Genomic DNA, 22,363 nt, shown 5'->3' on the forward strand with positions numbered 1-22,363 from the left:
CCCCTGAATGTTTTAACCCGCATGGCTCAGTCCTATGATGGCAATGGATTGAAGCTTTATGTCCGCCGGAATTTCGGCCTGTGAGATCACCGGCAGCGTCGGAATGAACCTATTCAAAAGCTGGGCCAAATGGGGCCTGGAGGTGGGGGTCACGAGCAGGACGGGCTGCCCTTCGCTCAGCATGGCCCGCTCCAGGTGCTGGTTCAGGTTGGTGATGAGCGACTGCGCCGAGCCCGGGTCCATGGCCATGTAGGAGCCGGTGTCCGTGCGGCGGATGGAGTCGCGGATGATGGTCTCCACGTTGGGGGCCAGGGTGAAGATGGGCAGCGCCGACTCCGAGGTGAGAAAGGGCTTCACGATGGAGCGGCCCATGCGGGAGCGGACGTATTCCGTGAGCTGGTCGGGGTCCTTGGTGGCGTGGCCGTAGTCCGCCAAAGTTTCGACGATGGTCAGCATGTCGCGCACGGAGACGCCCTCGCGCACCAGGTTCTGCAGCACCTTCTGCACCGCGCCCAGGTTGAGCACGCCGGGCACCAGCTCCTCCACGGCCTTGGGGGCGCGCTTGTGCAGGTTGTCCAGCAGGCTCTGCACCTCCTGGCGGCCCAGGAACTCGTGCAGGTTGCGCTTGAACACCTCGGTGAGGTGGGTGGAGATCACGGTGGCCGGGTCCACCACGGTGTAGCCCGCCAGCATGGCCTCCTCCTTGGAGGCGTCGGGAATCCACAGCGCGGGCAGGTTGAAGGCGGGCTCGCGGGTGTCCACGCCCTGGATGCGGTGCTTCACGTCGCCCGGGTCCATGGCCAGGAAGTGGTCGATGAGGATCTCGGCCGAGGCCACCTCGTTGCCCTTGATGAGCACGGCGTACTGGCCGGGCTTGAGCTGCAGGTTGTCGCGCAGGTGCAGCGACGGGATGATGACGCCCATGTCCAGGGCGAACTGGCGGCGGATGGAGCGTATGCGCGCCAGGAGGTTGCCGTTCTGGTCCTCGTCCACCAGGGGGATCAGGCCGTAGCCCACTTCCAGCTCCAGGGCGTCCAGGGGCAGCAGCTGCTGGACCTCCTCGGGGGTCTCCAGCTCCTGGGGCTTGGGCTTGTCGTCCTCGGCCTGGCCCTCGGCCAGGATGTCCTTCTGCCTCTTGCTCACCTGCGAGAGCAGGAACATGAGCCCCGCCAGCGCCGTGAAGGGGATGAAGGGCATGCCGGGCACCAGGCCGAAGAGAAGCAGAATGCCGCTGACCAGCTTCAGGGCCTTGGGGTGGAAGGTGAGCTGGGCGATGAACTCCTCGCCCATGCGCGCCTCGGCGGCCGCGCGGGAGACGATCAAACCCGCGGACGTGGAGATGATGATCGAGGGTATGATGGAGACCAGACCGTCGCCGATGGTCAGGATGGTGTAGGTGGAGGCCGCCGTCTTCCAGTCCATGCCCTTTTGCATGACGCCGATGAGGAAGCCGCCCACGATGTTGATGACCGCGATGAGTATGGTCGCCTTCACGTCGCCCGAAACGAACTTGCCCGCGCCGTCCATGGCGCCGTAGAAGTCGGCCTCCTTGCGGATCATCTCGCGGCGCTTGTTGGCCTGCTGTTCGGTGATGATGCCCGCGTTGAGGTCCGCCTCGATGGCCATCTGCTTGCCGGGCATGGCGTCCAGGGTGAAGCGGGCGGCCACCTCCGCGATGCGCGTGGTGCCCGCCACGATGACGGTCTTGTTGAGCGAGAACAGGATCAAAAACACGACCACGCCGATGACGTAGTTGCCGCCCACCACGAACTCGCCGAAGGCCCGGATGACCTGGCCCGCCGCGCTCGTGCCTTCGTCGCCGTGCAGCAGGATCAGGCGCGTGGAGGCCACGTTGAGCGAGAGGCGCATCAAGGTGGTGACCAGCAGCAGCGTGGGGTAGATGGAGAACTCGAGGGGCGAGGTCATGAACATGGACGTGACCAGCACCACGAGGCTGATGGAGATCGACAGCGTGAGCATCAGGTCGATGACCATGGTGGGCACCGGCACCAGCATCACGAAGAGGATGAGCACCACGCCGCCCGCGAGCATGATGTCGCCCTGGGTGGAGAACCGCGCGTAGTTTATGTCCAGGATGTCGGTCTTGGCCATGTTTTTGACACCTTCCTAAGAGCTAACGGGGGATGCGGTTGCGGAACTTGTCCAGGGTGGCGAGCACTGCGGCCACGGCCTGGAAGAGTTCCTCGGGGATCACCTCCCCTACGTCCGAATCCTTATACAATGCCCGTGCCAGAGGCTTGTTCTCGCGCACGGGCACCCCGTTGTCGTAGGCGATGTCCTTTATTTTCTTGGCCAGGTGGTCGGCGCCCTTGGCCACCACGATGGGGGCCGGGGCGATGAGCGGGTTGTATTGCAGGGCCACCGCGATGTGGGTGGGGTTGGTGATGACCACGTCCGCCTTGGGCACGTTCTTGAGCATGCGCTTGCCCATGACCTCGAACATCTTCTGGCGCTGCTTGGACTTGACCTGCGGGTCGCCCTCCACGTTGCGGTGCTCGTCCTTCACTTCGCTTTTGGTCATCTTCATGCTCTCGGCGTAGTCCCAGCGGGTGTACCAGACGTCGAAGGCCGCGATGAGGGCCATGGGAACCAGGGTGTACCAGAGCATGGTCATGGAGCTCTGCAGGATGTACACGGCCAGGCCGTGGGCGTTGTTGTAGAACAGCGGGATGAAGCTGGCGAACTCCTTCTTGAGCACGATGTACGGGGCGATGGCGATGGCCGCGGCCTGGGCCACCTGCCGCGCGAGGCGCACCAGGGCCTTGGGGTCGGCGAACAGGGCCTTGAGGCCGTTCATGGGGTTGAAGAGCTTGCCCCAGTCGAAGTTGGCCAGGTGGTTGATCCACAGGCTGCCCACCTGGACGCGCATCACCGTGTAGGCAGTGGCCGCGATGATGAGCAGCAGGGGCAGCAGCATCTTGGCCAGGCGCATGCAGACGTCCACAAGCATGGCGTTGACGCTGCCCATGGTGATCTCGGTGCGCATGCCTTCGCTCAGGAACCAGCGGAAGATGGCGGTCAGCTCCGACTCGTAGGTGCCGATGGTCATGCGCACGGCCAGCGCGCCCATGAGCAGCACGGCCAGCTTGGGCAGCTCGGCGCTCTTGGCGACGGAGCCCTTCTTGCGGGCGTCGGTTATTCGTTTTTGGGTCGCCGGTTCTGTTCTGCTCGGGTCTTTCTCCGCCATGGGGCTACCTGCCGGGCATGCGGTGCATCACCGCCGTGTACATGGGGCCAAGCTCCGAAATGAAGTCGGCCACGTAGTGCGCCAGGGCGGCCATGGTCAGGGTCATGAACAGGAAGCCCACGGTGATCTTGGCGGGGAAGCCGATCTGGATCACGTTCATCTGGGGCGCCGCGCGCGAGACCAGGGCCAGGGCCAGGTCCACCAGGAAGAGCGCGGCGATCACGGGCGCGCAGATCTTAACGGCCAGCACGAAGATCTCCGCCGAAAACTTGAGCACGGAGTCGGCCAGGGCGGGGGTGATGAACAGCGCCCCGGGCGGCACCAGCTGGAAGCTCTGGGCCAGGCTGGTGAGCAGGAAGAGGTGCCCGTTCAGGGAGAGAAACATCATGATGGTGCACTGGTTGAGCAACTGGGCGGTGACCGAATCCGAGGAGCCGGTCATGGGGTCGAGCACGCTCATCATGGAGAAGCCCATGGAGAAGCCCATCATGTGCCCGCCCGTCATCACCGCCGAGAACAGGAAGTTGACGATGATGTCCAGCACGAGGCCCAGCACCAGCTCGCCCGCGATCATCAGGGTCAGGCCCAGGGCGTCCATGGGGAGCAGCTCCCCCGGGAAGGAGAGCCTGGGCCAGACGGCGAGGCTGAGCACGATGCACAGCGCGCCCTTGACCGGGTTGGGGATGGCGCCGGCCCCGAAGAAGGGCAGCAGAAACACCACCAGGCTCACCCGGATGATGGTGAGGAACAGGCTGAAGAACTGGACGGCCTGGAGGTTGAAGAGTTCCATGCGGGGAGCTTAGCAAATGGCGGGCCAGTCAGGGAAGTGGCCCGTTGGAGGGGCTAGGGCTTGCCGGGAGCGGGGGCCGCGCCGCCAAGGTAGGCGGCGGGGTTCACGGGCACGCCCGCGAAGCGGATCTCGTAATGCAGGTGCGGCCCGGTGGAGCGGCCGTCCTGCCCGACGCCGCCCAGGGAGTCGCCGCGCTCCACGCGCGCCCCGGCCCGCACGTCCAGGCGCTGCATGTGGGAGAAGGCCGTGACGTAGCCGCCGCCGTGATCCAGCACCACGGTCATGTTGCCCTCGGAGTCCTCCCCGGCGAAGCTCACCAGCCCGGGGGCCGGGGCGCGCACCGGGGTGCCCGCCGGGGCCATGATGTCTACGCCCTTGTGGAACTCCTCCTGCCCGGCGAAGGGCGAGAGGCGCACCCCGAAATCGGAGGAGACCACCCCGCGCACCGGCCAGGCGTCCGGCACGGAGCCGGGCAGCGAGGGGCCGACGGAGAGCAGCCTGTCCAGGGCCGCCGCGTCGATCTTGCGGGGCTCCACGCGCTTTGAGAGGGCGCGCAGGAAGTTGTCGGAGAGCTCCATGCGGTCCAGCAGGGCCTTGGGGTCGGCGGCGGCGCTGTTGCCAGCGTCCATGCCGGCGGCGGCCTGCCGGGCCTCCTTGTCCAGGCTTATCATCTTGCGCAGGGCCGCGTCGCCCTCGCGCAGACGGGCCGCCCCTTCGTCCAGGCCGCCGGAGATGTCCCGGATGCGCTCCGCAACCTGCCTGCGCTGGGCCGAGGTCTTGCTGATCTCATCCAGCTCCTCCTCCAGGCCCGGGCGGGAGAGCATGGCCGTGAGCCACCAGAGGTTGCCCGCCAGCACCAGCAGGCAGAGGATGGCAGCGGCGGCCACCAGGGGCCAGCGCACGTTCAGCCGCCTGTAGCGGTTGGCGCTGTCCTTGAAGAGTTCGAGGCCTGAGGTGTGGGGCATGTGCGGACGCGGTTATGGCTTCGGCTGGCCGCTGTCAATCTGCCAACGGGTCAGCGCGCCGAAGGCGTTGGCGCGGAAGCGCCTGTCCCGGCCGTACATCTCCTTGAGCCAGCCCTCGAAGTCGGAACGGCGGGTGTTGCCCGCCGACGGGCACGGGTTGGACCAGATGGGCAGGCCCCATTGCCGGGCCGCGCGCTTGATGTGGTCCTTCTCCACGGTGAGCAGCGGGCGGATCATCCGGAGCCTGCCGCCGAAGAAGGGCTCCGAGGCCGAGAGGCCCTGTACCCTGCCGGTCTGGAAAACGTTCATGAAGAAGGTGGTCACCAGGTCGTCGGCGTTGTGGCCGATGGCCAGGTGGGTGAGCCCGTACTGCTCGCAGAGCTGGAACAGCCGCGTGCGGCGCAGCATGGCGCAGTAGAAGCAGGCCGAGGCCTTGCGGTTCTCGGGGGAGTGGGCGCGGGGGCCGTGGTCGGTGACTTCCGCGTGCAGTGCCACGCCCTTTTCGGCGCACCACTCGATGAGCGGGGCGTGGGAGGCCTCGTCGAACCCGGGGTTCACGTGCAGGGCCAGCACGTTGAACTTGAAGGGCACGATGCGCTGGCGCAGCCGCAGGACGTTCAGCATCACGAAGCTGTCCACCCCGCCGGAGACGGCCACGCCCACGCGCGAGCCCGGGGAGAGCATCTCCAACTGGCGCATGAGCTTGCCCGCCTGGCCTACGCAGACCTTCTGGGCATAGGTGGCCTTCTCGGCCTTGACGCGCTTGAGTGTCATGGGAAACCTCTGGGGAGCCCCGCTTGGTGAACGCGGGGACGGCTGCGGCCATAAGCCTGGAGCGGGGCGCTTGGCAAGCGCTCGCGAACCGTTGCGGTCGGGATGGGCGTAAGCGGGCGCTACAAGCGCTCCTTGTCGATCAAGCGTTACCCAGCGGCGTCCGCGATGTGGCGGCGGCCAGGGTCGCCCCGGCCGGAGCGGCCGGCTAGGAGCACTCCCCGATGCGCCTGCGCCTGCGGCTCTGGGCCTCCTCGCTGCGGCGGCGCTCGTCGTCGGTCTCCAGGATGAGCTGCGGGGCCGGGGTGGGCTTGCCATTGGTGTCCAGGGCCACGAAGGTCAGGTAGGCCGAGGCGGTGTGGCGCACTTCGCCGGAGAACATGTTCTCCGACTCCACCCGCACGCCCACCTCCATGGAGGTGGTGCCCACGTGGTTCACGATGGCCTTGAAGGTCACCAGTTCGCCCACGCGCGAAGGCGCCAGGAAGCTCACCTGGTCGATGGAGACGGTCACCGCGTTGCAGCGGCAGTGGCGCATGGCGGCCATGGCCGCGGCTGCGTCGATGTGCTTGAGGATCACCCCGCCGTGGATGGAACCGTAGGGGTTGGCGTCCTGGGGCAGCATGGCGATGGAAAGTTCGGTGCGGCTGGCCGCCGCGGGCTTGCCTTGTCGTCTCTGCTCGTCCATACCAGAACCCTAGCCCAGGGCCGGGCCGGATGCAACCGGCCGGGGCCGGGCCCTCATGAACAAGGAGCGCGCATGGAGCCCGTGGAACCCAAGGACCGTCAATTCGTTCTGACCCTGGACGGCCCCCGCTGGCGGGCCGGTTTCGTGGCCGACGTGCCGGACCGCAGCGGCGCCCTGGCGGACCTGGCCAGCCTGGCCGCGGGCCACGGCGTGAACATCCACCGCCTGCTGTACGAACGCGGCCGCCACCCCAACCGGGTGGAGTTGACCCTGGAGTGCCCCGAATCCCGACGCATCGGGGCCGTTTTGGACGCCCTGAACGCCAAGGGCATGCTGCGCGACATCCCCGAACCCGAGGAGACTCCCCTGGCCATCACGGACGTCTCCGGGGTGCTCAGCTTCAAGGTCTCCCTGGACGACCGGCCCGGAGCCCTGGCCGCGTTGACCGAGCGCTTCAAGGCGATGCACGCCAGCGTGATCCACCTGCGCTACGACGGCGACTCCGAGCCCGGCATGGCCGAGATCTCGGTGGTCACGAGCGGCGCGGAGGAGGTCTCCAAGCTGCTGCGCGAGCTGACCGGCGCGGGCTACCACTACCACGTGCTCTGGCAGGGCGGGCCGGACAGCAGCGTGGACGCGGTCCTGGGCCTCTCCGAGGTGGAGGCCTTCCTGTTCAAGCTGCGCTCCTCCCTGCCGCCGGAGCGCATGAGCGCCCTGGAGGACCTTTTCAGCACCTCGCGGGCCATGCGCCAGGCCCTGGGCGAGTTCCGGGGCGCTTCGGGCGAGTCGGGCGAGGCCCTGGCCGCCTCCCAGACCTACGCCAACATCCTGCGCCTGGCGGCCATGGCGGTGGGCACCACCCACGAGCGCTTCACCCTGCGCCTGACAGGGCCGGTGCGCCTCACGCCGCAGGTGGGCATGTACATGCTCTCCTGCCCGGAGGGCGCCAACAGCTACCTGCTCAGGCACGGGGACGCCGCCACCTTTCTGGACACCAACTTCGGCATCTACTTCGACGACGTGATGGACTGGCTGGCCCACCACGGGCTGGACCCATCCTGCGTAGGCACCGTGCTGGCCACCCACCCCGACGCCGACCACGCGGGCTGGGCGGGCAAGCTGCAGCAGCGCTTCGGGGCCGAGGTCTTCATGCACCCGGACAGCGCCGAGGTGTTCCGCTGCGAGGACCGCACCCTAGGCCAGGGCGACCTCTGCGGCATCAACCGGCCCTTCACCCGCCTGGTGAACAGGCTCACGGACCTGGTGCCCCCGGAGCGCATCGCCGCCTTCGACCCGGCACAGGGGGAGCGGGGAGGCTTCCGGGCCATGGGGCGCATCGCCGTGGCCGACCTGGACTTCACGGTGCTGGAGAGCCTGGGCGGGCACGCGGCTGCGCAGGTGTTCTTCCTTGAGGAGCGGCTGGGGTATCTGTTCTCGGGCGACTACCTGCTGGACCCGCGCAGCCTCTCCCCCAAGGACCGCGACGCCCTCTCGGTGCACAAGTCCCTGCTGACCAGCACCAACACGGATTCCGCCCTGTTCCTGAAGGAGATGGGCATGCTCAGGGAGCTCATGCGAGGCGTTGCCGCCGATGTGGCCAAGGGCGGGCGCAGGGCCATGGTCTTCCCCGGGCACGGGGATTTCTACGCGGTGGAGCAGGCGGAGTGGGGGGACAGGGCTATAAAGCTGGTGGCTGGTACGGAAACGCAGGCTAAAATGACAATTACTGATAGATAATTCCTGTGACGTCGAGATCACTAAACTAGTTACGCCAACACAATCGGTGTATTTGATTTTGACGCTTTTAGACTAATTGGCTAAAATTATATCAATTTGTAAAGAAATAAACCTTGTCAATTTGAAAGCCTCGGACATGGTCCGAGGCTTTCAAAGTAATGAACAAGGAAAAACAAATGTTATCTGAAGGTCTCTCTAACGTTGTTCTTGCCACATTTCTGACAAGTTGAGTTGTGGAATGTCTTGTTGCTACAGTTTATTCGGTCACATCCAACGGCTCCACATGCCTTACACTTGTACAATGGATAGTTGCATTTTGAACCTTTACAGGTGCCCGGACACTGCGCCATTTCAACCTCCTGATAATTTACAAGTTAAGCTGACACGTGAACTGCTGAATCTGGCGATACCCAATTGTCATGGCAAATCAATAAATGTAATGATCATAGTGATAGTATTTAGTTGCGGATAAGTCCTAGGTGACAATAGTCGGACGGGAACGGCATCTCGCTTTCTTTAAGAAGGCTATGCCTCAATTCAAAATCGTCAGATGGCCTTCTGCTTATCTTCCCAAAAAAAGTATCATTAGACTTTGCGCCAGCATATCTTGCATATATGTTCTGATGATTAAAAAAGTGACTATTTAACAACTCAAGCATTCGCCCTTCGATCTCCATTGAGAAATCTTTCTTGTCAACATAAGTGGCAGGGTCAATTACGCCAAAACCAAAAATGCAATTATTCAAGTACCGAATGTTTTTGGTATAAATGTCAGGGCAAAGCATTTTGATGCGTTGCCTCCCTTCGTAGTGAATTAAGTCGCTGTTGCCGATGCGAGATTTTGGTTTCCCGCAAAAATTCAAAGCCAAGTATTCGTAAAAATCAAGGCCTAGTGGTACGTTGTTTATATAGTATTTTAAAGTGATTTGATTTTCAATGTGGGCAAGCATTCGGGTTAAGAAGTTTTTAGTGGTTTGACCTATGTAAATAATTCTTTGCAAAGAATGCTTGTCATTCCATATCCAGGTATAAATGCCATGGTTTGACTCCATGAAATCAAATGCATCACCGTTATTAATAGAAGAAAACGGAAAAAAAGCCCAGTTTATATCAATGGTATGAGGCATTGATCAATCCTTTGTGTGGACAATTTAAACAAAATGAAAACATTAAATCAAATTAAGCACTCATAAAAAGGGTCTGGTCCAGTACGGATCAACCCAAATACTAAATCTTCGATGTCAACGCCATTGCCTTTTAGGAAGGCAAAATTCCCAGGTTTTACGTACTCAACCACACCAGTCGAAAGCCGAGAATAGCCTTCAAACTGTCTCCAGTCCTTGTAGCCAGGCGAAACGTATTCAAATCCATGCCTCAAGAATATGTTGTATAGCACAGCATAAGATCTGCCGATGGAGGTCTTGCCGTCTTCGCGAAGTTTTGACAACCTAAGGTTAGCGTAAGAAACAGCCAACGCCTCCTCTAGTAAGGGGGAGTATGTAAATTCAAAAATTTCTCGAAAAATGTTGCAATTGAAATGAAAAATTTCATGAAAATATGTTTTGTAGACAACAAGGCTTAAATAGTTCTTTAGGTCGACTCTTGTAATATTCCTGAGGTTGTAGTTGTCAATAGCGAATCGTACCATTCCCCAGAAAAAATTAGTAAGGTTATTTTGATAAAGTCTGATTACTCCGGGACTAGACATGCACGTATACGAACCTAAGGCGTACTCGTAGTCGGTTGCCTGTTGAGAAAGATAGTCGTTGTCGTTATTGAAATAAACGTCGACTCGTTGATCAAAAAATAAACCAAGATCGACATTAACACAGGGAACACTGTCGATCAGGACTTCATCCAGTTCTGTAACGGGGAGTTTGTCGATTTCATGTCCAATGGTCTTGCATAGATCATTCACAATACTCACGATCGCACCTCTTGTGAAACATTACAAAAGCAACATAAGATTAGCTGTCTACCCATATTGGAGAGAAATTGCTGTCAAGATATGAGCAGTAGCCATCATTTGTAACTTTTAAAATTCCTGGAAGGACGTAGTGCATTCCTAAACAACTGTTTTCATATATTTCATTCCCCGCGTTATCTATGACAACCCAGGACTCGTCTTGAGATTCCGCTCTACGAACTGTTGCAAGGCCACCAAGAAATCTCGATGCCCCTAGGTAGCGTGGCGGAATGACAAAGGTTCCTGTAAAATCGATAAATCCACAAAAACTATTACGATAACATGCGCATAGACCTTCTGTGAAATTCAAAGTGTTTTCAAAGCACATGTCAACGACTAGTTGGCCGGATAAGTTTATAAACCCATGCTTGATATAGTCTGAAGTGACAGAGGCCATTCCGTCAGAATATGCGCCTACTGATTCATAATTCAACTGTAACAGTTTTTTTCCGTTTATTGACATAACATAATAGCAGCCGTCTTTTTGGTCGTATGCGACTAGTCGTCCATTTCGCGGGGCAAGTGCAGATTCATATTTTGGTTTAACAATAAATCTAAAATTTCTGTCAATATATCCATACTGTTCGAGTCCGTTTTGGATTATAGATACTCCACATACTCCGTCAAAGTATCCTGTTGCGTCTGAAAAAACATATCCGCTTTCAGTCCCGGCATCGATATTAATGCAATTCCACATGTCATTTCTCAGGACACAAAGCATGCCATCTGCCGAGACAAGTATGCTGTCAAAATATGTGTCAACTTTTGTTTCGCCACAGCAGTCTATCACGCCATATTTACTGTTTTGCCCTACAACGGCATAGTCGCCACGAAATGAAGTGACAAAGTCATACGTAAAGGCAATTTCGCAAGAGCCGTGTGCATTGATAAAACCCCATTTCCCGTTACGCCTGCCCGGAAGTAGCATCTTATGCGCCCGTGCTGATGATGGTTAAAGATGAAGCTTGACTTGAACTGTATGTGTCAGACATATATAAAATTGTGTTTGGATTTAGAATGTTATTAAATTTTGAAACGAATGAATCTGTGGCCTCGATGATCTGACTATGAAACAACTCCGAGTCAATGTCAGAAATATGAACAACGCCAATGGTAAGCAGTACAAAAAATTTATTATGCAATTTAAATAATTTTCCAAGATGTGATGTATCTAGATGTGTTGGATTGCTGTCAAGGTTGATGATGCTGACCGTGGCCCGTGAGTTTTCAAAGAGGTTGATTAGTTCATCAATTGACGAACTAATTGTACTTGGGAGTATGTTGAATCGAAGGAGGCAGTCGGTGAGTTTAACTGCACTTTCATGGTTCTCGACTAGTGCACAAAACTGTTTGTCAAGCCCAACATTGATCAAATTGACCATAGTCTTGTTGTTGCATAAACAATGATATTTTGCATTGTCATGTACGTGTATGTGCATGTCAAAACGTCTACTGTTAAGAAGTGTAGTCGCATCATCGGTGCAAGCAATTTCAATTAAGGGGAGTCCGTTGCCAACAAAGCATTGAGATGTGTTCAGGGAGTCCCTGACGTCCTTTGTGATATTATTACAAGCGTCTACATACATCCCGTGCAACATATCAAGTTCAAAAGATAAACTAATAAGCACGGAAGTTTCTAGATTACCTGGTTCCATTTTTGTCTCATGTAGTGAGTGTTGAATTTGCAATCCACCAAGTCGAATGCGTTGCTTACTTGCAGAGGGTGGTCCGTTCAGCATTGCTTGGTTGGAATTTAATGTGTTGCATTGACAAATATGCCAATTGTGGTAATGTATTCTGGCTGCAGCGGGAAGATGGCATTTATTTTGTGTGTCAACATCATTGTTCTTCTTTATTTCTTGTTCGAATGGCAGTCAAGCTGGAATAATCATGCATCAACATGGCTCTGGGGGGCAATCCCCCGACAACTATTTAGGGTTTGTTCTTCTCTGTGTTCTCTGGTGCACAGTGTCTGCTGTTGGCGGCAACAAGTTAAGGATCAGCCTCTGGACTTGACCGAAGATGCCAGCGCCTCGCAGCGCAACTGGTGCAGCAGCGCCCCGGAGGCCTCGCCCTGGTCCTGCTTGTCCTCGGGCAGCCGCACGGCCAGCACGGCGCGCAGCTCCCGACGGACCTGGGGCAGCATTACCTCCCCGCCGTCGCAGGCCACCAGCTTGAACATGCGCGAGGTGAGCCTGCGCGCCTCCAGGCGCATGAGCAGGTCCACCTTGGTGCCGGGGCGCAGCTCCCGGTAGCGGTGGGCGCGCATGTGCTCCCCGGCGGCGGCCATGCCCGCCTCGATGAAGGCCATGGGCAAGCGCAGCCTGCGCCCCAGGGCCTCGGCGGCGGCCACCCCGGCTTCGTCGTGGCCGTGGTGTCTGGGCAGGCGCTCCGGCGGCGTCAGGGCCTTGCCCAGGTCGTGCGCCAGGGCCATCCAGACCAGCAGGGCGTCCCCGGCGGCGCAGTCCATCACGCGGCAAATGTGTTCCAATACGTCTGAATCGTGGTATTGGGCTGGCCCGGCCGGAACGCCCCGGCAGGCTTCAAGTTCGGCCAGCCAGGGGCGCAGGCAGTCCGTGGCGGCCAGCAGGCGCACGAAGCGCGAGGGTTTGGGCGCGGCCATGGCCTTGGCGGCCTCGCGGCCCACGCGCTCGGCGGCGTGGCCCTCCAGCAGGCCCTGCCCGGCGGCCTCGCGCATCTGGGCCAGAAGCTCCGGGCTGGGTGAGAAATCGGGGAACTGAGCGGCGAAGCGGGCGGCGCGGAACACCCGCACCGGGTCGTCGCGCATGGAGGCGGGGGAGCAGGGCCGCAACACGCTGGCCTGCAGGTCCATAAGGGCCATGGGATGGGCGTGGATGGCGCCGTCCTCGGCCAGGGCCACGGCGTTGATGGTCAGGTCGCGCAGGAGCAGGTCGCTCTCCAGCGAGCCGCCCCGTGGCCAGGCGTATTCGCACCCGTCCAGGATAAACACCGGAAAGGACTTGCCGACCAGGCGAGCGGTGGGATACCGCCCCTGGAACATTTCGTGGTCAGCGTGGACGACGAGGTAGTCGCGGTCGGTGACGGGCCTGCCCAAGAGCATGTCCCGAACCGCACCGCCAACCAGAAGTATCTGCATGGAGGTTTCCGATCCGTGGCGGAGATTGATGGTCCTGCGCTGCCGGGGCCCGGGGCGCTCCTCTGGGCTTTGGGGCGGGAGGAGTTGGCGGACCCGCTGTGTCCTGACTCGCTGGCCGGGAGCCACCCGGCCTGGGAGGAGGATGCTCGCCGCTTCGCTCCTTGGCAAGAGGTTTCGGTGACGTGGTGTTCGGCCTGCTCACAGGAGAAATGGTGGGTTTCCCCGGTGAGGCGGCAAGGTAGAATTCTGGTGAGCGGCAAGTGTTCCTCGGCCCTGGACGTGGCCCGGCCCCTGGCCGAGAACACCATGTTCGGGGCGTGGGATTCGGTGCTGGCGGTGTCCCAGTGGGCGGGGCGCGGCCAGCTCAGGCGGCAATGGCTCTCGCCGCCGGGCAACGTGTACGCGGCCCTGGTGCTGCCGCCCGTGCCCAAGGAATACGATACGCTCTTGCCGCTGATCCTGGGCTATTGCATCGCGGGTTTCCTGCGTTACAAGAAGCTGGACGCTGCCATCAAGTGGCCCAACGACCTTCTGGTGGCCGAACAGAAGGTTGGCGGCATCCTGGTGGAGGAGCGCAGGGGCGTGGCCCTGGCGGGCATCGGCCTCAACCTTGTCAGCGCCCCTCCGCCGGACATGCTGCGTGAGGCCCACGCCGTGCCCGCCGGGTATCTGCGCGCGCACGGCCTGAAATCCGGCCCGCTCACGCTATGGGCGGAACTTGTGGATTTTGTGAAAATATGCTACGAAACTACTCTTCAACAAGGTTCACCCGGTAACGTCGCCGCCATGATCGAGCCTCTTCTGTGCTGGCTGGGCGAAACGATTGCGATCCGGGACGGGGATGAAACTCCGTGGACGGCCCGGTTGGCGGGGCTCGCCCAGGACGGAGCGCTCCGAGTCATGCCCGCAGGCGGAGCGGGCGAAAGACTACTCACTTCTGGCGGCATTTGGCGGGTCCGCGAACACCCCCTCAAGCATCCAGGTTAGGGACATCTCACAATGGGCGTGAAGACCTTTCAGGACGTTCTCCAGGAAATCCAGGGCAAAAAGATTCTCGTTGCCAACAGGGGCATCACCGCGCGGCGCGTGCTGCGCTCCATCCGCGAACGCTTCCAGGCCGTACCGGTGCTGACCGCCACCAAGGTGGACATGACCTCCCCAGCGGTGGCGGGCGCGCACGAGCTGATCCTGCTCGGCGAAGACCCCCGTGCCTACCTCGATCTCGACCTCATCATCCGCGAGGCCAAGGCCAAACGAATCGCGGCCATACATCCCGGCTGGGGCTTCGCCTCGGAGGACCACACCTTCCCCGAGAAGTGCGCCCAGGCGGGCATCGTGTTCATCGGCCCCACGGCCACGGCCATGAACCTGCTGGGCAACAAGGTCGAGGTGCGCAACCTGGCCCAGAAGCTCGGCATCCCGGTGGTGCCCGGCTCCACCGCGGCGGTGAGCGTGCCCGAAGCCCGCGAGATCGCCAGCCAGATCACCTTCCCCATCATGCTCAAGGCCGAGGGCGGCGGCGGCGGGCGCGGCATCTACGTGGTGCACGAGCCCAAGCAGCTGGAGGAGGCCTTCTCCAAGGCTTCGGCCCTGGCCCAGGCCAGCTTCGGCAACCCCCGGCTCTACGTCGAGAAGTACCTGCGCAGCGTGCGCCACATCGAGATACAGGTCATCGCGGACAAGCACGGCAACGTCCTGGCGCTCGACGAGCGCGACTGCACCGTGCAGCGCAACCACCAGAAGCTCGTGGAGATCACCCCCTCCCCCTGGAAGGGCATGACCGCCGAGCTGCGCGACAAGCTCAAGAACTGGTCCGAGATGCTCATCAAGAGCGTGGGCTACTACTCGCTGGCCACGGTCGAGTTCCTGGTGGAGCCCGACGGCACCCCCTACCTGATCGAGGTCAACACCCGCCTCCAGGTGGAGCACGGCATCACCGAGTGCCGCTACGGCATCGACCTCGTGGAGGAGCAGATCGCCGTGGCCTTCGGCGCCAAGCTGCGCTACACGCGCAACAACACCAAGGCCTTCAACACCGCCCTGCAGGTGCGCATCAACTGCGAGGACCCGCGCCAGGGCTTCACGCCCAACGCCGGGCTCATCAACCGCTACATCTCTCCCGGCGGCCCGGGCGTCCGGTTGGACTCCTGCATCTCCGCCGGCTACGAGTTCCCCTCGCAGTACGACTCCGCCGGCGCGCTCCTGGTGGCCTACGGCCGCAACTGGGAGAAGGTGCTCGGCATCATGGACCGGGCGCTGCGCGAGTACATCGTGGGCGGGCTCAAGACCACCATCCCCTTCCACCTGCAGGTCATCCGCAACGCCAAGTTCCGCTCCGGCGACTACGACACCAACTTCGTGGCCACCTCGCCCGACCTGCTGGAATACCGCGACGTGGAGCCCGAGGCCTTCCGCCTCTCGCGCCTGGTGGCCGACATCTCGGCCAAGGGCTACAACTCCTACGTGCAGCTGGGCGAATACCGCGGCAGGGCGGACAAGCGCGTGGGCCGCTTCACCCCCGTCATGCCCGTGCTGGACCAGAAGGCCTGGCAGAGCCCCTATCCGCGCGGCGACCGGCAGGCCCTGCTGGACCACATCCGCGATTCGGGCATCGTCCACTTCGTCGACACCACCACCCGCGACATCACGCAGTCCAACTCCGGCAACCGCTTCCGCCTGGCCGAGGACAAGCTGGTCGGCCCCTACCTGGACAACTGCGGCTTCCTCTCCCTGGAGAACGGCGGCGGCGCGCACTTCCACGTGGCCATGATGGCCAACATGACCTACCCCTTCACCGAGGCTGAACAGTGGAACTGCTTCGCGCCCAAGACGTGCAAGCAGCTGCTCATCCGCTCCACCAACGTGCTGGGCTACAAGCCGCAGCCCCGCAACCTCATGCGCCTCACCGGCGAGATGATCTGCGAGCATTACGACATCATCCGCTGCTTCGACTTCCTGAACCACGTGGAGAACATGCTGCCCTTCGCCGAGGTGGCGCTCAACTCCAAGGCCAACATCTTCCAGCCCTGCCTCTCGGTCTCCTGGGCCAAGGGCTTCGACGTGCCGCACTACATGGGCGTGCTGGAGGACATCCTGGACATGTGCGCCAAGGTGGCGGGCGTCTCCAAGAAGAAGGCCACCAAGCTCATCATCCTCTGCCTCAAGGACATGGCCGGCGTGTGCCCGCCGCGTTTCATCTCCGCGCTGATCACCGCCATCCGCCAGAAGTACCCCGACCTGGTCATCGACTACCACCGCCACTACACCGACGGCCTGTTCGTCCCGGCGGTGGGCGCGGCGGCCAAGGCCGGAGCCCACATCGTGGACACCGCCATCGGCGCGGCCGTGCGCTGGTACGGCCAGGGCGAGGTGCTCTCCCAGGCGGCCTACCTGGAGGACGAACTGGGCCTCAAGACCCAGCTCAACAAGGACATGATCCGCTCCTGCGGCTTCGTGCTCAAGCAGATCATGCCCTACTACGACCGCTACACCGCGCCCTTCTTCCAGGGCATCGACTACGACGTGGTGGAGCACGGCATGCCCGGCGGCGCCACCTCCTCCTCGCAGGAGGGCGCGCTCAAGCAGGGCTACATCCACCTGCTGCCCTACATGCTCAAGTTCCTGGCGGGCACCCGCAAGATCGTGCGCTACCACGACGTGACGCCCGGCTCCCAGATCACCTGGAACACCGCGTTCCTGGCTGTCACCGGGGCCTACAAGCGCGGCGGCGAGCGCGCCGTGCGCGACATGCTGGAAGTGCTGGAGGCCACCTCGAGCCACCCGGACGAGTGCCTGACCCAGGCCTGCCTGGCCGACCGCCTCATGCTCTACGCCGACTCCAACGACGCCTTCCGCCAGCTGCTGCTGGGCAAATACGGCAAGCTGCCCCTGGGCTGGCCCGCCGACTGGGTCTACGAGTCCGCCTTCGGGGCCGAGTGGGCCGACGCCATCAAGCAGCGCACCACGGAGTCGCCCCTGGCCTCCCTCAAGGACGCGGACCTCTCCGGCGAGTTCGAGTCCCTGGCCAAGCGCCTGCAGCGCGACCCCTCGGGCGAAGAGTTCGTGATGTACCTGAACCACCCCGGCGACGCCCTCAAGACCATCGAGTTCAAGGGCAAGTACGGCGACCCCAACCTCCTGCCCCTGGACGTCTGGTTCGAGGGCCTGGAGCCCGGGCAGGAGATGTTCTTCGAGGATTCGCGCGGCAAGCCCCACACCTTCACCCTGCTCGACATCGGCCAGCCCGATCCCCAGGGCTACAGCGTGGTGCGCTACGTGCTCGACTCCGAGATCCTCTCCCACCAGGTCAAGGTGGCCGAGGCCATCGGCGGCGCGTCGGCCGCCAGCGTGGAGATGGCCGACCCGGCCAACCCCTACCACGTGGCCGCGCCCTGCAACGGCGACCTCTGGGTCATGCACGTGAGCCCGGGCGACTTCCTCAAGCCCGGCCAGGAAGTGTTCAACATCTCGGTGATGAAGCAGGAGAAGTCGGTGCTCTCCCAGGTGGAGGGCGTGGTCAAGCGCGTGCTGCGCAACGCCGACTACTTCGAGGATAGGAAGATGGTCCCCGTGAAGGAGGGCGAGCTGCTGGTGGAGATCATGCCCGTCAGCAAGGCCTGCCCCGGTTGCAAGGCCCCCCTGGCCGCGGAAGACTACCACTACTGCCCGTGGTGCGGCCACGGCATGGAGATCGCCGACTAGACGGGTTTGACTTGCCCGCCCGGCACCGAATCTGATAGCGCTCCGCCCCATGAGGGCGGAGCCCTAAGACATAAATCTCAAGATGCCTTGTGGATATTCCTAAGGAGGAATCGAATGGCTAAAGCCGCTTGCAAAGCGCCCGCCAAAGACAAAAAAGAACTGGCGAAGAAGCTCATCCTCACCGGTGCCGAGATCGAGGCCATCGGAGAGGAGGCCGAACTCCTGGTGGGGGGCAAGAACTACAACACCGCCATCATCAGCCAGGTATCCGGCATCCGTGCTCCGCAATTCCGCGCGGTATCCTCCATCGCGTTCCATAAGCTGCTCGACGAGACCAAAGTCAACGCGGCCCTGATCCGGGCCACCGTGGACCATGAATATAACCGCATCGACTGGACGAGCGAGGAGGTCAACAAGGACCCCGAGTTCCTCAAGCACTTCACCCGCACCGTCGCCCAGGAGGTCCGCGCCCAGGCCGGCGAGAAGGCCACGCAGATCAAGCTGCGCACCTTCGTGAACAACGTGGTCGAGGGCTTCGCCACCTCCCCCGAGGGCATCGACCAGCTGCGCAAGCGCTCCGTGCTGGTGCAGGTGGCCATCCTCTCCGTGGACATGCCCCTGGATGTGGCCGAGGCCGTGCGCGGCGGCTACCAGGAGATCTGCCGCGAGGCGGGCCTGGAAGACGTGCCCGTGGCCGTTCGCTCCTCCGCCGCCGGCGAGGACTCCCGCAAGAAGGCCTTCGCGGGCCTGCAGGACACCTACCTGAACATCGTCGGCGACGACCAGGTGGTGGAAGCCTACCAGTGGGACTGCGCCTCCGCCTACAACCTCCGCTCCATGACCTACCGCCGCGAAGCCATCCTTGACGCCGTCCAGCTGGCCGAGCGCACCGGCGACGACACCATCGCCGAGAAGGCCAAGCAGGAGTGGGCCATCGAGAACACCTCGCTGTCCGTGTGCGTCATGCGCATGATCAACCCGGTGATCTCCGGCACCGCTTTCTCCGCCGACACCGCCACCGGCTGCCGCGGCACCGACCGCAAGGACCTGGTCTCCATCGACTGCTCCTACGGCCTGGGCGAAGCGGTGGTGGGCGGCATGGTCACCCCGGACAAGCTCTACGTGTTCCAGCGCGAGGACAACCGCGAGGTCGTCGTGCGCTTCATGGGCTTCAAGGACAAGAAGATCATCTACGACGAGCGCGGCGGCACCAAGCTGGTCCCCGTGGACGAGCTGGAAGCCTACCGCTGGGCCCTCTCCCTGGCCCAGGCCGAGGAAGTGGCCAAGGGCGTGCGCGCCATCTCCCAGGCCTACGACGCCATGATCATGGACACCGAGTTCTGCATCGACCAGTCCGAGCGGCTCTGGTTCGTACAGGCCCGGCCCGAGACCCGCTGGAACGAGGAGTTCGAGCAGCACCCCGACACCATCTTCATGCGCCGCATGGAAGTGGACAAGAAGGCGCTGGCCCGGGCCGAGGTCATCCTCGAGGGCAACGGCGCCTCGCGCGGCGCGGGCCAGGGCACGGTGAAGTTCCTGCGTTCGGCGCTGGAGCTCAACAAGATCAACAAGGGCGACGTGCTGGCCGCCGAGCGCACCGACCCCGACATGGTGCCCGGCATGCGCGTGGCCTCGGCCATCATGGCCGACGCGGGCGGCGACACCTCCCACGCGGCCATCACCTCCCGCGAGCTGGGCATCCCGGCGGTCATCGGCATCCAGCGCGCCGAGCTGCTGCGCTCCCTGGACGGCCAGGAAGTCACCGTGGACGGCTCGCGCGGCGTGGTCTACCGGGGCCTCCTGCCCCTGGTGGCCGTCGGCGGCGAGATGGACCTCTCCAAGCTGCCCGCCACCAAGACCAAGGTCGGCCTGATCCTGGCGGACGTGGGCCAGGCCCTGTTCCTCTCGCGCCTGCGCATGGTCACCGACTTCGAGGTGGGCCTGTTGCGCGCCGAATTCATGCTGGGCAACATCGGCGTGCACCCCATGGCCCTGGAAGCCTACGACCAGGGCACCCTGGGCCAGCTGGTCGAGAAGCAGCTGCAGGAGTACGAGCAGCGCCTGACCAAGGTCATCAAGGAGCAGATGGCCGCGGGCTACATCCCCATGGACCTCAAGCTCCGCCAGTACGTGGGCCTCATCACCGGCCTCACCAAGGAGCTGGAGAGCCTCACCGAGCGCGAGGGCGCCAAGGGCACCGACGAGGTGCTGGCCATCCACCGCCGCCTGCGCGAGCTGGACAAGAAGCTCGACGAGTACCTGGGCAACGCCACCCGCCGCCTGGACGTGCTCAAGACCTCCATCAGCCTGGAGGACCACGTGGCCGTCATCATGGGCTACTGGTCCGAGCTGCAGGACACCTCCAACCATGCCGACGCCGTGAAGCGCCGCATGGAGGTGAAGGCCCACGTGGCCGAACGCGCCCAGGCCGTGGCCCACGAGCCCCTCATCAAGGAGACCCTGGCCAAGATCAAGGAGATGCGCGCCGAGATCGCCCGCCAGGTGGGCATCCAGCGCGACATGGAGGAAGTGCGCACCCTGCCGGACCGCATCGCCAAGCAGCTTCGCTCGCGCGGCTACCGCACCGGCAAGGAGCTCTACGTCCAGACCCTGGCCCAGAACCTGGCCCTGTTCGCCATGGCCTTCTACGGCAAGCCCATCATCTACCGCACCACCGACTTCAAGTCGAACGAGTACCGCAACCTCGTGGGCGGCATGCTCTTCGAGCACTTCGAAGACAACCCCATGCTGGGCTACCGCGGCGTCTCCCGCAACATCCACGACTGGGAGATCGAGTCCTTCAAGCTGGCGCGCGGCATCTTCGGCGGCAAGAACCTCCAGATGATGCTGCCCTTCGTGCGCACCCTGGAGGAGGCCCGCTCCATGAAGCGCTACCTGGAGAAGGTGCACAAGATGCGCTCCGGAGACGACGGCCTGAAGATCCACATGATGAGCGAGATTCCCTCCAACGCCATCCTGGCCAAGGAGTTCATCGCGGAGTTCGACGGCTTCTCCATCGGCTCCAACGACATGACCCAGATGGTGCTCGCCACCGACCGCGACAACCCGAGCCTCCAGCACATCTACGACGAGGAAGACCCCGCCGTGGTTTGGGCCATCCTGGTGACCATCTTCACCGGCCAGAAAATGGGCAAGAAGGTGGGCTTCTGCGGGCAGGGCGTCTCCAACAGCCTGATCCTGCGCGGCCTGGTCTCCATCGCGGGCATCGTCTCCGCCTCGGTGGTGCCCGACACCTACTACCAGACCAAGTTCGACGTGGCCGCCGTGGAAGAGGAGAACATCCCCGTCTCCGGCTTGGGCGCCTGGCTCTGCGAACAGCACCTGGAGCGCCTGCACGAGATGCTCGTGGACAACAAGTACGAGCACATCCTCAGGAAGAACCAGTCCGCCAAGGACCTGAACGAGTGGTACGAAGGCGAGCTGACCCGCCTGGCCACCCAGCTCCGCGACCACCTGGACACCCCCAAGGAGGCCTTCTATCGCGGCGAGCTGGAGAAGTTCCGCACCACCTTCCACAAGCAGGTGATCTACGCCGCCTGGGACTGGGAGAAGACCGTGGCCGACGCCCTGTACCACGCCGGGTTCAGCGACTGGGAAGAGCAGGCCGTGGCCATGCAAGAGCAGCGCAAGAAGACCTGGTAGAGAAGAGACGGAGGCAGGAAGATGCCTCCCGCGGCCAAAGGGAGTTCCTCCCTTTGGAATCCCATAGAAGCAAAAAGGCGGCCCCAGGGCCGCCTTTTTTAATGAACGATTCTGAATATTCTGATAAAAGCAGTTATCGTATTAAGCGTCTTCGGTAAAAAATATGGAGGGTGCAGTGATAGAAACACGGCGAGTGCCTGTGGTAAATAAGGTATTTCAGAAGAAAGACATTGCTAGGCTGTGGGAAGAGTTTAAGGTAGAAAGTTCGAATTTTGCGCAAATTGCAGTGCGACATAAGCTCGCGGTAAGCGTTGTTTGTGCAGATGGGTCGAGCTTTGAAATGTATGGAGTTGATATTGAGATTGATAGTGATATTCTGGACCTGAAGCCAGTTAAAAGGATTGAATTTTCAATGTACTGTTATGATGTTGAAAAACACATGAGATTTGTGGTGTCAAGTTTGGCAGGCGATGGTGAGTTGGTTGTTAGCTCTGATGACAGGGGTTGGGTGCACAGTGTCATTGTGCGGTTTAACGATGTTCTTGGATCGATTTCGCAGCAATTTACAGCTGTACACCGTTATGGATTTTTATTAATAGTAATTCTTGCTTGCTGTATTGGTTATTTATACGGTAATCCCCCCAATAAAAGGTTGTTCTGAAAAGTAGAATTTTCTCGTAAACCCAGGCGAGGAGATTTTACATGAAGACGTCCCGCTACTCCGACAGTCAGATCCTGAGCATCCTGAAGCAAGCC

15 protein-coding genes are annotated in these 22,363 nt (G+C 61.4%); 5 read left to right on the forward strand and 10 right to left on the reverse strand.

The window, feature by feature from the left end; genetic code table 11:
* Positions 1–12: 12 nt before the first annotated feature.
* The 6 genes from flhA to MLE27_RS11590 all read right to left on the reverse strand — a co-directional run bounded on the left by flhA (position 13) and on the right by MLE27_RS11590 (position 6,422).
* Positions 13–2,112: a flagellar biosynthesis protein FlhA gene (gene flhA, locus MLE27_RS11565; protein WP_243312232.1), complete on the reverse strand. Its 2,100-nt coding sequence runs from the start codon at positions 2,110–2,112 to the stop codon at positions 13–15.
* A gap of 22 nt (positions 2,113–2,134) precedes the next feature.
* Complete coding sequence (gene flhB / locus MLE27_RS11570) at positions 2,135–3,208, reverse strand: flagellar type III secretion system protein FlhB (RefSeq protein ID WP_243312233.1); 1,074 nt, start codon at positions 3,206–3,208, stop codon at positions 2,135–2,137.
* A 4-nt stretch (positions 3,209–3,212) separates the two neighbouring features.
* A complete protein-coding gene (gene fliR, locus MLE27_RS11575) occupies positions 3,213–3,998 on the reverse strand; it encodes a flagellar biosynthetic protein FliR (RefSeq protein WP_243312234.1) in 786 nt (261 codons plus the stop codon).
* Between the two features lie 53 nt (positions 3,999–4,051).
* Positions 4,052–4,963 carry a M23 family metallopeptidase gene (locus tag MLE27_RS11580; protein ID WP_243312235.1) on the reverse strand — a complete coding sequence of 304 codons (912 nt, stop codon included), beginning with the start codon at positions 4,961–4,963 and terminating at the stop codon, positions 4,052–4,054.
* Positions 4,964–4,975: 12 nt separating this feature from the next.
* Entirely contained in the window at positions 4,976–5,737 is a 762-nt protein-coding gene (locus MLE27_RS11585; protein WP_243312236.1) for a tRNA lysidine(34) synthetase, read from the reverse strand.
* Between the two features lie 205 nt (positions 5,738–5,942).
* Positions 5,943–6,422, reverse strand: a complete 480-nt coding sequence (locus tag MLE27_RS11590; protein ID WP_243312237.1) for an acyl-CoA thioesterase — start codon at positions 6,420–6,422, stop codon at positions 5,943–5,945.
* Positions 6,423–6,494: 72 nt separating this feature from the next.
* Here MLE27_RS11590 and MLE27_RS11595 point away from each other — a divergent pair, with 72 nt between their 5' ends.
* A complete protein-coding gene (locus MLE27_RS11595; protein WP_243312238.1) occupies positions 6,495–8,159 on the forward strand; it encodes an MBL fold metallo-hydrolase in 1,665 nt (554 codons plus the stop codon).
* 458 nt (positions 8,160–8,617) lie between these two features.
* On the opposite strand, the gene MLE27_RS11600 is transcribed toward MLE27_RS11595, so the two are convergent.
* The 4 genes from MLE27_RS11600 to MLE27_RS11615 all read right to left on the reverse strand — a co-directional run bounded on the left by MLE27_RS11600 (position 8,618) and on the right by MLE27_RS11615 (position 13,243).
* A complete protein-coding gene (locus MLE27_RS11600; RefSeq protein WP_243312239.1) occupies positions 8,618–9,286 on the reverse strand; it encodes a hypothetical protein in 669 nt (222 codons plus the stop codon).
* Positions 9,287–9,333: 47 nt separating this feature from the next.
* Complete coding sequence (locus MLE27_RS11605) at positions 9,334–10,086, reverse strand: hypothetical protein (protein ID WP_243312240.1); 753 nt, start codon at positions 10,084–10,086, stop codon at positions 9,334–9,336.
* Positions 10,087–10,126: 40 nt separating this feature from the next.
* A complete protein-coding gene (locus MLE27_RS11610) occupies positions 10,127–11,053 on the reverse strand; it encodes a WG repeat-containing protein (protein ID WP_243312241.1) in 927 nt (308 codons plus the stop codon).
* Positions 11,054–12,124: 1,071 nt separating this feature from the next.
* A complete protein-coding gene (locus MLE27_RS11615) occupies positions 12,125–13,243 on the reverse strand; it encodes a tRNA nucleotidyltransferase/poly(A) polymerase-related protein (RefSeq protein WP_243312242.1) in 1,119 nt (372 codons plus the stop codon).
* 249 nt (positions 13,244–13,492) lie between these two features.
* On the opposite strand from MLE27_RS11615, the gene MLE27_RS11620 reads away from it, so the two are divergent.
* The 4 genes from MLE27_RS11620 to MLE27_RS11635 all read left to right on the forward strand — a co-directional run bounded on the left by MLE27_RS11620 (position 13,493) and on the right by MLE27_RS11635 (position 22,268).
* A complete protein-coding gene (locus tag MLE27_RS11620) occupies positions 13,493–14,230 on the forward strand; it encodes a biotin--[acetyl-CoA-carboxylase] ligase (RefSeq protein WP_243312243.1) in 738 nt (245 codons plus the stop codon).
* A gap of 12 nt (positions 14,231–14,242) precedes the next feature.
* Positions 14,243–17,944 carry a pyruvate carboxylase gene (locus MLE27_RS11625; RefSeq protein WP_243312244.1) on the forward strand — a complete coding sequence of 1,234 codons (3,702 nt, stop codon included), beginning with the start codon at positions 14,243–14,245 and terminating at the stop codon, positions 17,942–17,944.
* Positions 17,945–18,058: 114 nt separating this feature from the next.
* On the forward strand, positions 18,059–21,607 hold the full coding sequence (locus MLE27_RS11630) for a PEP/pyruvate-binding domain-containing protein (protein WP_243312245.1): 3,549 nt from the start codon (positions 18,059–18,061) through the stop codon (positions 21,605–21,607).
* Between the two features lie 175 nt (positions 21,608–21,782).
* On the forward strand, positions 21,783–22,268 hold the full coding sequence (locus tag MLE27_RS11635; protein ID WP_243312246.1) for a hypothetical protein: 486 nt from the start codon (positions 21,783–21,785) through the stop codon (positions 22,266–22,268).
* Positions 22,269–22,363 lie beyond the last annotated feature (95 nt).

Origin of the sequence: Fundidesulfovibrio agrisoli (genome assembly GCF_022808715.1) — a bacterium.
Taxonomy (GTDB): domain Bacteria; phylum Desulfobacterota; class Desulfovibrionia; order Desulfovibrionales; family Desulfovibrionaceae; genus Fundidesulfovibrio; species Fundidesulfovibrio agrisoli.